The sequence below is a fragment of the Spiroplasma endosymbiont of Andrena trimmerana genome (assembly GCF_964019575.1).
GTDB lineage: Bacteria > Bacillota_I > Bacilli_A > Mycoplasmatales > VBWQ01 > Spiroplasma_E.
The window spans coordinates 392,362-407,586 of record NZ_OZ026455.1 but is presented as its reverse complement, the minus strand read 5'-3'; the positions used below and the strand labels follow the sequence as shown (position 1 = coordinate 407,586).

The 15,225-nt window shown below is 24.5% G+C and carries 16 protein-coding genes; 12 read left to right on the top strand and 4 right to left on the bottom strand.

What is annotated here, in order from left to right:
- The first annotated feature begins 13 nt into the window (after window positions 1-13).
- From AACL03_RS02415 to AACL03_RS02405, 3 genes are read left to right on the top strand one after another with little or no spacing between them, the layout of a single operon-like run.
- On the top strand, window positions 14-1,594 hold the full coding sequence (locus tag AACL03_RS02415) for an ABC transporter ATP-binding protein (protein WP_338958106.1): 1,581 nt from the start codon (window positions 14-16) through the stop codon (window positions 1,592-1,594).
- Window positions 1,587-3,887, top strand: coding sequence for an ABC transporter permease subunit (locus AACL03_RS02410; protein WP_339039081.1), 2,301 nt, complete (start codon window positions 1,587-1,589; stop codon window positions 3,885-3,887). The genes AACL03_RS02415 and AACL03_RS02410 overlap by 8 nt, the downstream gene beginning before the upstream one ends.
- Complete coding sequence (locus AACL03_RS02405; RefSeq protein WP_252319468.1) at window positions 3,887-4,807, top strand: ABC transporter permease; 921 nt, start codon at window positions 3,887-3,889, stop codon at window positions 4,805-4,807. The genes AACL03_RS02410 and AACL03_RS02405 overlap by 1 nt, the downstream gene beginning before the upstream one ends.
- A gap of 112 nt (window positions 4,808-4,919) precedes the next feature.
- Here the strand turns inward: AACL03_RS02405 and AACL03_RS02400 are convergent, their stop codons facing one another.
- On the bottom strand, window positions 4,920-5,870 hold the full coding sequence (locus AACL03_RS02400; protein WP_339038665.1) for an IS30 family transposase: 951 nt from the start codon (window positions 5,868-5,870) through the stop codon (window positions 4,920-4,922).
- 299 nt (window positions 5,871-6,169) lie between these two features.
- Here AACL03_RS02400 and AACL03_RS02395 point away from each other — a divergent pair, with 299 nt between their 5' ends.
- The 6 genes from AACL03_RS02395 to AACL03_RS02370 all read left to right on the top strand — a co-directional run bounded on the left by AACL03_RS02395 (window position 6,170) and on the right by AACL03_RS02370 (window position 11,279).
- The gene (locus AACL03_RS02395; protein ID WP_339039079.1) at window positions 6,170-7,042 is read left to right on the top strand and encodes a hypothetical protein; all 873 of its coding nucleotides are present in this window, start codon (window positions 6,170-6,172) and stop codon (window positions 7,040-7,042) included.
- Window positions 7,043-7,193: 151 nt separating this feature from the next.
- Window positions 7,194-7,631 carry a glycerophosphodiester phosphodiesterase family protein gene (locus tag AACL03_RS02390; protein WP_339039077.1) on the top strand — a complete coding sequence of 146 codons (438 nt, stop codon included), beginning with the start codon at window positions 7,194-7,196 and terminating at the stop codon, window positions 7,629-7,631.
- Between the two features lie 29 nt (window positions 7,632-7,660).
- Window positions 7,661-7,921, top strand: coding sequence for a hypothetical protein (locus AACL03_RS02385; RefSeq protein WP_338958078.1), 261 nt, complete (start codon window positions 7,661-7,663; stop codon window positions 7,919-7,921).
- The gene (locus AACL03_RS02380) at window positions 7,921-9,369 is read left to right on the top strand and encodes an MFS transporter (protein WP_339039074.1); all 1,449 of its coding nucleotides are present in this window, start codon (window positions 7,921-7,923) and stop codon (window positions 9,367-9,369) included. Before AACL03_RS02385 ends, AACL03_RS02380 begins: the two co-directional genes overlap by 1 nt.
- 148 nt (window positions 9,370-9,517) lie before the next feature.
- A complete protein-coding gene (locus AACL03_RS02375) occupies window positions 9,518-10,423 on the top strand; it encodes an ABC transporter ATP-binding protein (protein WP_339039072.1) in 906 nt (301 codons plus the stop codon).
- Complete coding sequence (locus AACL03_RS02370; RefSeq protein WP_339039070.1) at window positions 10,416-11,279, top strand: ABC transporter permease; 864 nt, start codon at window positions 10,416-10,418, stop codon at window positions 11,277-11,279. The genes AACL03_RS02375 and AACL03_RS02370 overlap by 8 nt, the downstream gene beginning before the upstream one ends.
- A gap of 113 nt (window positions 11,280-11,392) precedes the next feature.
- Here the strand turns inward: AACL03_RS02370 and AACL03_RS02365 are convergent, their stop codons facing one another.
- The 3 genes from AACL03_RS02365 to AACL03_RS02355 all read right to left on the bottom strand — a co-directional run bounded on the left by AACL03_RS02365 (window position 11,393) and on the right by AACL03_RS02355 (window position 12,521).
- A complete protein-coding gene (locus tag AACL03_RS02365) occupies window positions 11,393-11,524 on the bottom strand; it encodes a BspA family leucine-rich repeat surface protein (protein WP_339039068.1) in 132 nt (43 codons plus the stop codon).
- Between the two features lie 30 nt (window positions 11,525-11,554).
- Complete coding sequence (locus tag AACL03_RS02360) at window positions 11,555-11,677, bottom strand: hypothetical protein (RefSeq protein ID WP_338958064.1); 123 nt, start codon at window positions 11,675-11,677, stop codon at window positions 11,555-11,557.
- A 322-nt stretch (window positions 11,678-11,999) separates the two neighbouring features.
- Window positions 12,000-12,521, bottom strand: coding sequence for a hypothetical protein (locus AACL03_RS02355; RefSeq protein ID WP_338958062.1), 522 nt, complete (start codon window positions 12,519-12,521; stop codon window positions 12,000-12,002).
- 286 nt (window positions 12,522-12,807) lie between these two features.
- On the opposite strand from AACL03_RS02355, the gene AACL03_RS02350 reads away from it, so the two are divergent.
- The 3 genes from AACL03_RS02350 to coaE are packed head-to-tail and all read left to right on the top strand — an operon-like array spanning window position 12,808 to window position 15,152.
- Window positions 12,808-13,635 (top strand): purine-nucleoside phosphorylase, encoded by an 828-nt coding sequence (locus AACL03_RS02350; protein WP_338958059.1) that lies wholly within the window; start codon window positions 12,808-12,810, stop codon window positions 13,633-13,635.
- Window positions 13,610-14,548 carry a tRNA (adenosine(37)-N6)-threonylcarbamoyltransferase complex transferase subunit TsaD gene (gene tsaD, locus AACL03_RS02345; RefSeq protein WP_338958057.1) on the top strand — a complete coding sequence of 313 codons (939 nt, stop codon included), beginning with the start codon at window positions 13,610-13,612 and terminating at the stop codon, window positions 14,546-14,548. The genes AACL03_RS02350 and tsaD overlap by 26 nt, the downstream gene beginning before the upstream one ends.
- Before the next feature lie 10 nt (window positions 14,549-14,558).
- On the top strand, window positions 14,559-15,152 hold the full coding sequence (gene coaE / locus AACL03_RS02340) for a dephospho-CoA kinase (protein WP_338958054.1): 594 nt from the start codon (window positions 14,559-14,561) through the stop codon (window positions 15,150-15,152).
- Window positions 15,153-15,225 lie beyond the last annotated feature (73 nt).

The window sequence follows — 15,225 nt, the reverse complement described above, 5'->3', positions numbered from 1 at the left end:
GAGGGGTGATAAAATGCAAGTAAATATTGAAAAACAGAACTTACAATATGCTGTTGAAATGGAAGGTATTACTAAAGTTTTTTTAGATACTATTATTGCTAACAATAATATTTCTATTAAAATTAAAAAAGGAGAAATTCACGCTTTGGTTGGCGAGAATGGTGCAGGTAAATCGACACTAATGTCAATCTTATTTGGACTATATCAACCAACAAAAGGTATTATTAAAATTAATGGTAAAGAAGTAGTAATATCAGGACCAATTAGAGCAGGCGAATTAGGTATTGGAATGGTACATCAACATTTTAAATTAGTTGATAACTTTACTATTTTACAAAATATTATTTTAGGTAGTGAGCCGGTTCATAAATGACAGTGAATTAATTATAAAAAAGCTAAATCTAAAATTTTAGAAATTTCAAAAAAATATAAATTAGACATTAAACTTAATTTAAAAATTGAGAATGCTAGTGTTGGTATGCAACAACGTGTTGAAATTTTAAAAGTTCTTTATCGTGGTGCTAGTATTATTGTACTTGATGAACCAACCGCGGTTTTAACACCACAAGAAATTACTAGTTTATTAACAATTATTGAAGAACTTAGACGTGATGGTAAAACTATTATTTTTATTAGTCATAAATTAGAAGAGGTTAAACAAGTTGCTGATAATGTTACAGTAATTCGTTTAGGTAAAGTTATTGAAACTTTTGAATCTAAGAGTAAAACTAAAGAAGAAATTGCTACTTTGATGGTTGGTAGAGATTTAGTTGATATTAGAAATCAAGGTAATGTTGTATTAGGGCCAGTATTATTAAAAATTGATAATTTATTTGTTCATAAAATTGGTAATAGGAAATCAATAATGGGTCTTTCTGATTTTAGTTTAGAAGTTAAGTCACGAGAAATTGTGGCTATTGCTGGTATTGAAGGTAATGGTCAAACTGAATTAATTTCAGCAATTACTGGTTTGATTAAGCCAGAAAAAGGTGATATTTTTTTTGGTAATAAGAATATGAAACACAGTTCAATTCAAAGTTTATATAAAAGTGGTTTAAGTCATATTCCTGAAGATCGTCATAAATATGGACTTGTTTTAGATTATAATGTTATTGATAATATGGTTTTACAAAATATTAGCGAATATCCTTTTTCTAAGCATGGTTTGATTCGCAGTAAAGCTATTCAATCTTATGCACAAAATATTATTAATAATTATGATGTTCGTGGTAGTAAAAGTGGTTTTGCTTTAGTTAGAGGTTTGTCAGGTGGTAATCAACAAAAAGCGGTTGTTGGTAGAGAATTAACAAGAAAACATAAAATTTTAGTTGTTGCTCAGCCAACACGTGGCTTGGATATTGGTGCTATTGAATATATTCATAGTCGTATTCTTGATGAAAAAAATGAAGGTAATGCAGTATTATTAATTTCTTATGAATTATCAGAAGTTATGTCATTAGCAGATCGAATTGTTGTTTTACATGCTGGTAAAATTACTGGTAATGTTAGTCCTAAAAATGTTACTCGTGAACAATTAGGATTAATGATGGCGGGACAAAAAATGTTAATGGAAGGAAATGAAGATAATGTTTAAACAAAAAACATGATTTTTAAAACGACGAAGTCGTTTATATCTTGGTTCAAAAGAAATGAATAGTAGTCTTACTAAATTTAAGGGTTCAATTTTTGCCATTATTTTTGGATTAATTATTGCTTGTTTTGTTATAATTGGTTCAGGTCAAAATGCTTTTACTTATTTTCAGTTGTTATTAACATATGCTTTTACAAGTTGGCCAGCTAATAATTGAGATAATACTTTAGTTTGATGAGCAATTTATATTGTAGCAGGATTAGCACTAGTTATTTCTTTCCGCTCAAGAATGTTTAATATTGGAGTTGCGGGTCAAATGTTAGCAGCAGGAGCTGTTGTTATCGCAATTGGTGTCCGTTATGACTTATCACAACCATTAGCTATAATTAGCGCGCTTTTTGCTGGAGTATTAGCAGCAATATTGGTGGCGTTGGTAACAGTGTTATTAAAAGTTTTTTTTAATGTTCATGAGGTTGTTACTTCTATTTTATTAAATTGAACAATTTGATATTTAGTAAAATGACTATTTAAAATCAATAAAGATTTATATGATGCTGATCATGGAACATCAGCAACTATTCATGATAGTATGAGTATGAGTATTAATGGTTATAATTGTATACTACCATTATTAATTTCTATTATTTTAATAATAACAGTTTGATTTTTATTGAAAAAAACAACTTTAGGTTATAAAATTCGAACAGTAGGTTTAAATCCATTTGCTGCGGTTTATAGTGGTATTAATCATAAACATTATTGCATAACATCATTTGTTATTTCAGGAGCATTAGCAGGAGTAATGGCTGTTATTTATTACATTGCCAAAAATCCTTCAATTAGTTTTTTAACTGATGATTTACCAACTATTGGTTTTGATAGTATAGCTGTTGCCTTAGTTGGTCAAATTAATCCAATAGGTGTTGTGGGTTCTGCTTTTCTTTGAGGCTTAATTAAGAGTGGTGGTTCAATTGGTTCAGTATTAACATTACCAACAGCAACTGGTGATATTATTTTTGGTGTTATTATTTATTCAGCTGCTTGTGCAGTTTTATTATCTCGTTTACAGCCAATTAAATTTTTAATTCGTTATTTAAATATAGCCTTTGATGGAGAAAAACGAAAAGTTACAAATAGTTTTATTGCCAAGATGTACTATCATTTTATTGAAAATTTTAAAATAAAGAGACAATATAATAAGTTAAAATCAGATTTAATTAAAGAAAAAAATAATAAAATTAATCACTTAAAGATAGAATATAATAAATCATTATCAGATTATGAGTCAAAAGTTAAAAATTTAAAACAAAATCTTTCACAAGAAATTAATAAATTGAAACAAGAATTAAGTGATCAATTAAAGTCATTAAAAAATGAATTAGTTAAAACTAATGATAAAAAATTAAAAGAACAATTAATTTTAAAAAAATGTCAACTTCAAATTACTTATAAAATTGAAACTAAGGAATTAATTAAAAAATATAAAATTGATAAAGAACAATTAAAAGGAAAATATAATAAAATACTATGAGATGATAAGTCAGTAGTTAAAAATTTAAAACAAAATCTTTCACAAGAAATTAATAAAGTTAATAGTGATATCAACTTACAGTTACAAGCAGTTATTAAAAATAAAAATGATAAAGTTGGTGTTAATTGAGCACAATTTTTCCAAGAAAATAAAGCTTTAAATCATTATATATATAAACAATATAATGCAATTTGAAAAAAAGGTAAAATTGGTAATTGAAATAATTTTCAACAAGAAATAAAAACGATTTATGGTGAAAGTTTAAATATGTATATTAATGAAAAAATGAAATATGAAAATAATGTTTATAACTATAAGCAAGATTTAATTCGAGAAATAGTATTATTAAAAAAACAAAAAGCAATATTAGATAAGTCAAGAGTAAAAGACTTAAAATTAAATCTTTATCGAGAAATTAATAAATTGAAACAAGAATTAAGTGATGAATTAAAGTTATTAAAAAATCAAACAGTTAAAACTGACGATAAAAAAATAAAAAAACAATTAATTTTAGCAAAACATCAACTTCAAACTAATTATAAAAATAATGTTAAAGACTTAATTAAAAATTATAAAATTGACAAACAGCAATTAAAAAGTCAAATTATCCCAATTAATAGTAATATTAATATATTAACTAAACAATTTACTAAAAAAGCGGAAATTGAAAAGACAACTTTTATTAATAAATTTACTGATATATTTAAAAATGAACAACAAGCAATTATGAAAATAAAAACTGAAAGAACAGGAGGAAAAAGTTAATGGAAGCACTCAAAATAATTCTTGAACATTCTAGTTTAATTTTTGTTGTTTTAGTACTTGGTGCATTATCTGGATTAATTTCAGAACGTGCTGGTGTTGTTAATATTGGTATTGAAGGAATGATGACAATTGGTGCTCTTGCTTTTTCTTCATTTGGAAAAAATATAGGTGTTAATTGAGGTAATTGATCACAAATTGTTGCTTTATTAGTAGCTGGATTAGCGGGAATGGGATTTGCTTGTTTCCATGCTTTTGCATCAGTTACTTTAAAATCTGATCAAATTATTTCTGGCGTTGCAATTAATATTTTAGCAGCAGCAATTGCAGTTTTTGTTGTTCAGTTACCAGGGAATAATGGTTTTATTTCATTAACAAATATTTATCAATTACCAAAAATTGGTAATAATGAATTTTTTAATTTATATTTATTTTTAGCAATTATAGTTTTAGTAAGTATTGCTATTATTCTAAAATATACTAAATGAGGATTACATCATGTTGCGACTGGTGAAAATCCCAATGCGGTTGATGCTGCAGGAATTAATGTTATTAAACAACGATATGTTGCTGTATTATTATCTGGTTTTTTAGCAGGAATTGCTGGTGGTATTTTTCCAATGTATGCTAGTCAAACTTTTCGTGGGACAGTTAGTGGAAATGGTTTTATTGCTTTAGCTATTTTAATTTTTGGACAATGAAGAGTACCATTGATTACAATTGGTGCTGCCTTATTTGCTATTGTTGAAACAACAGGTGCCAGAATTACGTTTTTACCAAATATTCCTCAATGAATATCAAGTAATTCTGATATATGGAATATATTGCCTTTTGTAACATCTTTATTAGTTTTAGTGTTTACATCAAAATGAAGTAAAACACCAAAAGCATTGGGTATTGCTTTCAATAAATCTAAACGATAAAATTAGTTATTAATAATTTTAATGATGAATTAATTTTGAAATTAAATTTTACTTTTTTAGTAATATTTTCTAAGATTTAATTAAAAATGCTAAATTGTAAAGGTAAGTGCAACTAAATTATTTTTCTATCCAAATATTCGATTGGTGAAAGATAATTTAGTATTTTTCTCGGTTTTTGATTTAAAGACAATATAAATTTATGAACTTCATTTTTATTAGTTTTTGAAAAAATAAATTTTTTAGGAAATTTTTCTCTAATTAAACCATTAGTATTTTCATTAGTACCTCTTTGTCAAGGTGAATATGGATTGGCAAAATAAATTTTTACATCTAAATTTTTTTCAAGTTGTTGTCAATTTGAAAATTCTTTGCCACGATCAAAAGTAATAGTTTTAACAATGTTTTTAGGAAGAATTGATAAATAATAACTGACATTTTTATTAATAACTTTAGTAGTTCTGTTTTTAACTAATATTGCTAAAGTAAATCGTGATACTCTTTCAACTAAAGTTATTAAACATGATTTGCTTTTACCTCGTGATGATACTATAGTATCTCCTTCTCAATGACCAAGTGTTATACGATCATTAACATTTATATCTCGTTCTTTAATTGATTTACCATTAAACTTGCCACGATTTTCTTTAGATTTTCGTTTTTTACCTTTTCTTCTTAAATTTTTACTAGTAACTTTATCAAGCATTCCAAAATAAATTCAAGTATAAATTGTTTTAAAACTAATAACTCATTCTTTATGAAAATTTTTAATTCTGCCATAAATTTGTTCAGGTGATCAACCTAATAGTAATTTTTGTTGTACATATTTTACTAAATTCTTATTTTTAAACTTATGAAAACTAATATGTGATTGTTTTCGATTTTCAGCTTTATTTTGTGCAATTAATGAAAAATAATGATTATTATCTTTATTTCTATTAATTTCTCGAATAATAGTACTAATACTTCGATTAAGATTTTTAGCTATTTCACTAATTTTAAATTTAAATTTCAATTGATTCTCAATATAAATTCTTTCATCTATGCCAAGATGTTTATAACTCATATAAAAACTCCTTACTTTTTTCTAAACTAAATTTAGCATTATGAAATTTTTATATGAGAATTTTTTGCAATTTTATTTACTTGCACTTACAAGTATAACTCAGCAAATATAATAAAATAAAAAATTTTATGGGTATTTTATACTATAAAATTTTTTATTTTATTAAGAATTTGAAAAAAATTGCAATAATACAGTTTTATTTATCAAAAAAAATAAATATAATTTTTGATAGATAGAAAAAATGTGGTAAAAGTTTAAATTAAATTTAATTAATTATGTTTATAGGAGGAGCAAAGCATATGGATAATGAAAGTATAGTTATTAATGTACCTTATTTATTTCAAAAAAATAAAGAAAAAAGACAAGAATATAAGCAAAGACCTGAAGTGAAAGTAAGGAGGAGAGAATATGATAAAAAAAGATATCAGCTTATTAAAGAAAAACAGCGAGAGTATAGTAAATTATGATATTGACGCAATAAAGAAAGGCAACAAGAATATAGAAAAAAATGTTATCAGCTTAATAAAGAACTGGAACTAAAAAATAGTAAATTATGATATCAACGCAATAAAGAAAGGCAACGAGAATATAAACAAAGATCTGAAGTAAAAGCAAGAAAACGAGAATATGATCAAAAACCCGAAGTAAAAGCAAGGAGAAGAGAGTATGATAAAAAGAGATATCAACTTAATAAGGAAAAAAAGCAAAAACAAAGAGAATTACAATCTGGTTATGTTTTTAGTTCAAAACAAAATTTTGATTTAAGCAATTTTAATTGTGATGATATGTGTAGTGAACAAATAAAAAATATTGCATGAGATGTTTTAGAATCACAACTTTATTCAGAAACACAAGAAACAGAATTAGATAAGTTGTTAGAGGAAATAGAATTTGAATATATGGCTAATGAAGAACAAAGTTCGGTACTAAGTAGTGAAAATTTGTTATCTAATTTAATTTATGATAATGTTTGTGGTGAACAAGTTATAAAAGATGTATTAAATAATTTAGAATTAGATCAATTAAATTTATTAGATAAATCTATTGAACAATTGTTACTTAGTGAAAAAATAGCAGAACAAAACTTTGAATGAAATAATAGTATTCTATTTGTAAGTAATTTAGATAGTGATATTTATGATTATAATTCAGTAACGACACTTATTCCTTAATTAAATTTATTTTTAATTGTTAATTTTTACTTAAACTTAAAAAAATAAAATTTTATAGTTGAATTTTTGGGAAACACAAAGTACTTTTTTAATTACAAAACAAGTCTAGTGTAAAATAATTAGGTATAGGAATATTGGGGGTGTTTATTTTATGGCATTATTAGTGGCACATCGTGGATTTCGTTCTACAGAAGGTGAAAATCGAATCATTGATTTCCAAAATGCTTTGAAAATTTGCCAAGCAGTAGAGTTTGATATTCGATTAACAAAAGATAATAAAGTAATTATTTTTCATGATGATACATTTGAAAGAATTGCTAATAATAAAAGTGAGGTTAGTAGTTTATTATATGAAGAAATTATTAATTTGGAATTTTTTAAAAATAATAAAGAATGAATTCCACCATTATTTAATGATTTTATTGAAAAATTAAGTAAAAATTATCAAATGATTAATGTTGAAATTAAAGAAGAAATTAATCGTAAATATACCTCAAATCAACTAATGGTTATTTTTTCAGAAATTAAAAAATTAGAAAAAAAAGTAAAGCTGAAATTATTGTTTCTTCATTTAATCACCAGTTATTAAACGAAATTGTTAAAAGAATTAAATATCCTATGAAAAAAGGTTATTTATTTGAAAATAAAAATGATTTTAGTGAAAGGTATATTAAAAACTTTGATTATTTGCATCCTTCAATTTCCGTAGTTTTAGATTTTGAAATGATTAGTAAGTTAAAAAAATTAAAAAAACCGTTAAATATATGAACATTTAAGAGTGATGAAGAAGCTGTGAAGATAAATGAAATCTATGGTAATCAAGTAGCTGGCTATATTAGTGATAATCCTAAATTATTATGAAAGCAGAAAAATAAATAATGAAGATATTTTTAAGTAAATGTTGAAAAAGTTTTACGCACAACTTGGATAATAAAACTATTTTGATTATTAGCATTTTAGCTTTATCTGATTTATTTGTTTTTAGTGGAGTACTTTATTTACGATATATTATTCCTAACTTTAATCAGTATATTAATTTAAATCAAGATGAGTTTGATTTTGTTGTTGCTATTTATGGTTTTGTTGCTCTTATTTCTAGAATTCCAGGCGGTTGACTTACTGATCGTTTTAGTGCAAAAAAAATAATGATAGTATCACTTATAATAACTGGATTATGTGGTTTATGATGAACATTAATAATTCAACTTAATATGGATAAAAATATACGAATGATTCAATTGTATATTATTTATACAATATGGGGTATTTCGATTGCCGGACTTTTTTGAGCACCACTTTGAAAATTAGTATCACAGAATGTAACAAAAGAACAACAAGGGGTTGCTTATGGTCTTGAAGGCACAGTTTTGGGATTATTTGGTTTAATTTTTATTGCTGGAATTGCAACAGGAATAACAATTTTAACTAAAAATTTACAAAATCAGTATGGTCAAAATGATTTTATTACAAAAATACCATTTTTAGTTTTTGCTTATTTTATTTGTGGTATGGTACTTATAATGGCATTATTAGTTTGAATATTTATTCCTAATAAAAAACGTGAAGAAACAGAAATTATTTGAAAAGAAAAAATAATTTCACTATTTCAACCAATGAAATTTTTGCGAGTTTGACTTTGTGGTATTTTTGTTTTTGGAATGTACATGTTCCAGTCTACTTTTGCATATTATATGAAAGATGCTTTAACAGAAGTTGGTGTTACTGTTGGTGTAGTAACTATTCTTGGTGGAATTCGTTCATATGGTTTAAGATTTTTAGTTGCTAGTCCAATTGGTCGTTGAGCTGATAAGTGAAAGTCTTACGTTTTGGGTTTAATATTTTTATTATTAGTTGGAATGATTGCATGTTCTTTATATGTAGTTATCCCTGGTTGAGGTAATGCTTGATTTTTACAGTCATCAAAAGCAGTTCAAATTTTATTTCAAGTTATAATGTGTTTACTTTTTATGTTTATTGGTTGTGTAGGTTGAGCATTATTGACGTTAAGATTTGTTCAAGTTGGAGAATTACCAATGGAAAAAAATAGTTATGCTAGTACAATATCATTAATTTCTTGAATTGCTTTTACTCCAGATGCTTGATTTAATTATGTTGCTTCAGCCATTGGAAAATTGCCAAATAATTCTTATGTGGTTGACGGTCATCGAAATTATTCATTGCAGGGAATTCAAATTTTATTAATTATTGCTATCGTTTGTGTTTTAGTTGGTTTAATTGCCGGAATAATTATTTATATTTTAAATAAACGAGAGTTAAAGAAACTAAATAAAACTTCATTTCGTTTTCGTGAGTTAGGAAACGTTTAATTATTTAATTAAATTAAATGATAATATTTTATAAAACTTGAAAATAGTATATTAAAGATTCTTTTATAAAAAGAAACATACCATTATTTATATTTTCTTCTTTTTGGTTTATAATAATTTCATGAATTAGTTTAGTTTGGAGGAAAATATGAATATAATTCAATTAAAAAATTTAACTAAAGAATATTCTCCAAATATTGGTTGTTTTGATATTAATCTTTCAATCAACAAAGGTGAAGTTTATGGTTTTATTGGCCCTAATGGTGCTGGAAAAACTACTGTTATTAGACAAATGATAGGTTTTATTAAATCTGATACTGGCTTTGCAAAGATTTTAGATTATGATTGTTGAAAAGAATCGGCAAAAATTATGGAATCTCTTGGCTATTTAGCTGGTGAAGTAACATTGCCTGATTATATGTCAGGAATTGCTTATTTAAAGACAGTAGCTAATATTAGAAAAAATATTTCTTGGGCATATGTTGAAAAATTAATTAATTATTTTGAACTTGATGCAAAAAGAAAAATTAAAAAAATGTCTAAGGATATGAAACAAAAAGTAGCGATTATTTCAGCTTTTATGCATAAACCAAAAGTTTTGGTTTTAGATGAACCAACTTCAGGTTTAGATCCTTTAATGCAAGAAAGGTTTAATACTTTAATTAGAAATTCTAAAAATGAAGGTGCAACAATATTTATGAGTTCCCATATTTTTGGCGAAATTGAAAATATATGTGATAAAGTTGCTGTTATTAAAAAAGGGAAAATAATTTCTGAAATATCAATTAAGGAAATACAAAATTCTGCTAAGAAAAATTATGAAATTAAATTTTCAACAGTGAAAGATTATAATGATTTCTTAAATAAAAAATGAGATATTATTGAAAAAAATAATATAACAAAAGTTATTAAACTGAATGTTTTAAGTACTAATGTTGATAAGTTTTTAAAAGAATTATCGCTTTATAAAGTTGATAATTTTAAAGAATTACCATTTAGTTTAGAAGAATATTTTATTAAATTTTATAAGGATGAGGTAAATTTTAATGATTAATTTTAGATTTGTTAAATCACAATTTAAAAATATTAAAATTCCATTAATATTATTTTTTATAATTTTATGTATTTTAATAGCTCCCATTTTAACACAAGATTATCTTGCTCCAACTATGACATTAATTGGTGAAGAACATGGAGTATCAGGTTTAGGTGGATTAGGTGGCATGAATTATCTTAATTTTGTTTTTTTTGGTATTCCGGGGTTAATATTAATTTTTTCTTTTAGTTTAATTTTAAATCATATTTTGGTTTCTAAAGAAATTGATAAAGGTTATTTAGCTTCATGATTAACAATGCCAATGTCTAGAAAAACTATTTTAAATTCAAAACTTTTTGTTTTGCTTTCTTCAATATTAATATTATATGGTTCAGTTTTTGTTTTTCAATTAATTATTTTTCCAATTAGATTTCAAGATTTTAAGCTTCAAGAATTTGGATATCTTGTTTTATATAATTTGGGTTTAATATTATTGGCTTTACTTTGAGCATCAATTAATTGAACTTTTATTAGTTACTTTAATAAGTCAGTTATTTCTCTTTCAGTAGCAACATGTATTTCAACAGTATTTATTTTGTTTCAAACAATGACATTATTCTCTTCTATGCCTGGACTTGAGTACCTTAAATATTTTAAATATATGACAATTGCTTCTTTATTTAATTCTCCATTTAAGTTTGGTGATATTCCAAATATAACACCCGCTCCCGGTGTTACAGAAGTAGCAAAAGCACCGCTTTTTTCTATTAGAGCATTAGATTTTGCTTGACAATATCCAATAATGTTAATAGTACCTCTTGGTTTATTTCCATTAGGAAATTATTTTCTTATTAAAAAAGATTTATCTTTGTAAATTGATAATATTGTTTAATAAATGAGTTTAATAAAAATATCTTTAAAGTTTTAAAGATATTTTTATTTATTTAATGTCAATAAGATATTACCTTTTTATTAAAATTTTTGATTTTAGTTTTTAAATTTTGGTAATTTATTAGAATTATCAATTTGTGAACCAATAGCAAATTCTTCATGACTTGTTACTTTATTTACATTTCATTTTGAAAGATCTTGGTTAAATGATTTGGTTTCTATGAACATTTTTCTCAAAGAAGTTATTTCTGGTGGTAATTAATTAGGTATTTTTTCAATTGTTCTTGGCATATTAACAACTTGAATTTCTCCTGATATATTTTTAAAAAATCCAATTTGACTAATTTCTTTACTATTTATCTTTGATAAATCTTTTTTCATTAGTTGTTATTTGTTTTCCGTTTTTATCAATATAAATTGTGTCTTGTTGTGTTTTATTTTCAATATAATTAGTTATAATATTATTTTTTGAATAAACTAGTTAAATTACCTGTGGTTGTTGCAAGTGTTAAAACACTTAATGTTTTGATTAATGTTTTCATTAAGATCTCCTTTTTTTGTTTTCCCTAATAACTTCTTAAGTTTAAGAAGTTAATTATAATTTAAGTTGTTTAAAAATAAATTCAATAAGTGTTTAGTTTATGATAGAAATAAAAAATAACTAATTTCATTAATGAAATTAGTTATTTTTAAATATAAAAATTTATTTAAATGGAGAACTATATGGATTGCTATTTGCCCTTCTTTCTCAATGAGAACAACTAGGTGTTTCATTAATTTTGATTTTATTAGTTTCATTCCATGAACTTTTTAACTTTTCACCAGTTTTTAAAACTGTATCAAAAAGTATACCAAAAGTTCCATCATGATAAACAGATGGTTCATTCATACGTACATGCTTTAATTTTTCAAATTCTTGACTTTTTAATGCTTCTCGTTGTTTTCTTTCTTCTTGACAATATGGTCTATTTTTTATTACTTCTATTTGTTTATAATTATTTATTCATATTTTTTCTTCTTTTCGCAATTTTTGTTCTAATGGTCTTATAGTATCATTTGTTTCAATTACTCGTTCTGCTTCTGTTCTTCAATTTATTTGATCTAATTTTTCTCATTCAAAATATATTTTTTGTTGTAAATATTTCCGATTTTCAGAAGAACTTTTCATTTTTCTTTGGCATTCTTCTATTTCTTTTTTATTTCCTTTAGTTAAATTTTTAAACATTTATGTTTCCCACCTTTTTAAAATAAAAACTCATTTACTTTAAAATAAAGTAATGAGTTTTTTATAAACTAAACATTATTTAGTTTTAATAAATTATACTAAAAAACTAAAAAAGGTGTTGATTAAACTTTTTTTAGAATATTTTTTATTTTCTTTAATTAGTATGAAAAGTTATAAAATTAAATTTAATTTTTAAAATAAAAAACTAGTCATTAAGAATATTAATGTTGTTACTAAATTAACAATATATTATAATAACTATTATTATTTAAAAAAAGGAGAATATATGGAAAATAAAGAAAAAATTCCAACAGCTCATATCAAAGCTGCTCGTGATCAAATTGCAAAAGTAGTAATTATGCCAGGTGATCCATTACGTGCTCAATTTATTGCTTCTAATTTTTTACAAGATTGAAAACAAGTAAATAATGTTCGTAATATGTTAATGTTTACTGGAAAATATAAAGGATATAATATTACTATTGCTGCTAGTGGTATGGGTATGCCTTCAATTGGTATATATTCATATGAGTTATTTAAATTTTATGATGTTGACTGTATTATTCGTGTTGGTAGCGCTGGTTCATATCAAAAAGATGTTAAAGTTTATGATATTATTAATACTACTAAAGTATATAGTGAATCTACTTTCGCTAAATATGCTGCTAATATTGATGAAAATCAAATTGAATCTGTTGGTAATATTAGCAAAATTATTAATAAAGTGGCACAAAAAATTGATAATGAATTTGATCAGCAAAAAAATGAAAATTCTTCGTATATAGTAAGTGAAAAAATAAATTTAAGATCGGGTTTAATTCATTCAAGTGATGTATTTTATCGTATTAATGATAATGATTATAAAACTAATCCTTTAATTAGTAAATGCTTAGCAGTAGAAATGGAATCTTTTGCCTTATTTGCTAATGCAAAACATTTAGAAAAAAATGCGGCTTGTTTATTAACAATTTCTGATTCTTTTATTACCGGTGAATCAATTTCAGCAGCATTACGCGAAACTAGTTTTAAAAAAATGATGATTTTAGCTTTAGAATCAGCAGTTGCTTATTATAAAGAAGAGGATATTGATGATAATCTTAGCGATAGAAACTAGTTGTGATGAAACTAGTGTTGCTGTTATTAAAGATAAAAAGGTTTTAAGTAATATTATTGCTTCACAAATTAAGCTTCATCAACAATATGGTGGTGTTGTTCCAGAATTAGCAGCACGAGCTCATAGTGAAAATATTGCTACTGTCTTACAAACAGCAATTGAAAAATCTAACATTTCAATTATGGATATTGATTTTGTTGCTTATACTAATACTCCTGGTCTGGCTAGTTGTTTACACGTAGGTAAAATTATAGCAGAAACTATTGCTGCTTATTTAGAAAAGCCATTGCTTCCGTGTAATCATTTGTATGGACATTTGTATGCTTCTTTAATTAATAATGAATGAGAATTTCCAGTACTTGGTTTATTAGTTAGTGGTGGTCATACACAGTTGATGTTGGCAAATGAACATTTAAATTTCACTATACTTGGTCAAACATTAGATGATGCTGTTGGTGAATGTTATGATAAAGTTGCAAGAATGTTAGGTTTAAAATATCCGGGTGGTCCTGAAATTGAACGAAGTGCTAAATTGGGAAAGCCAACTTATAAATTACCATTACCTAAAAATGATAATAGTTTAGATTTTAGTTTTAGTGGTTTAAAATCAGCCTGTGCTAATTTGATAAATAAAGAAAAAGGTAAGTTACAATTTAATAATTTTGCAACTTCTTTTCAAACAACAGTTATTCAAGTATTGATTAATAAAATTGAATTAGCATTAAAAAAACATAATCCAAAAACTTTAGTTTTAGCAGGAGGAGTTAGTGCTAATCAGCAATTAAGATTAGCAGTATTAGATTTAAAAATTAAATATCCAAATTTAAAAATAATTGTTCCAAAATTAGAATACTGTACTGATAATGCAGCAATGATTGGTATTCTTGCAAGTTATCAAATTGAACATAAGTAAGGGTGAACTCATGATTATTGGTATTATTGGTGAAGCGGGAGTAGGTAAGACAACTGCTACAAATTTTTTTCAAAATAAAGGTGCGTATGTTATTTTTGTTGATAAAATTGTTAAACATATTTATACACTAAAAGAAACAAAAAAAGCATTAATTAATGAATTCGGTGATACTTTTATTAATAATGATAAAACAATTAATAAAATAAAATTACGGTATGAAGCATTTCAACACCCTCATATTTTACGTAAATTAGAAAATATTATTTGACCAAAAATGATAAAAATTGTTGAAGAAGATATTATTCGTAATAAAATACACCAAGAATTAATTGTTATTGATTGTGCAGTATTATTTAATGCAAATTTAAATTTATTAGTTGATAAAATTCTTTTAATTGAGGCTGAGGAAGATAAAAAAATCCAACGAATAAAAGAACGTGATAATGTTAATGATTTACAAGTTATTTCATTATTAAATCAACAAAAAAAATATTTAATTTTAAATAAAGATATTGATTTTATTGTTAAAAATAACGGTACTATTAATGATTTTATTAAACAATTACAAAAAGTTGAAAAAAAGTTATTAACAAATAAAGTATAGAGATTAATGTTTTTTTTACTTTAAAAAACAATAGTAAAATATATTAAATTATTTTTGTATATTAAAATGAAAA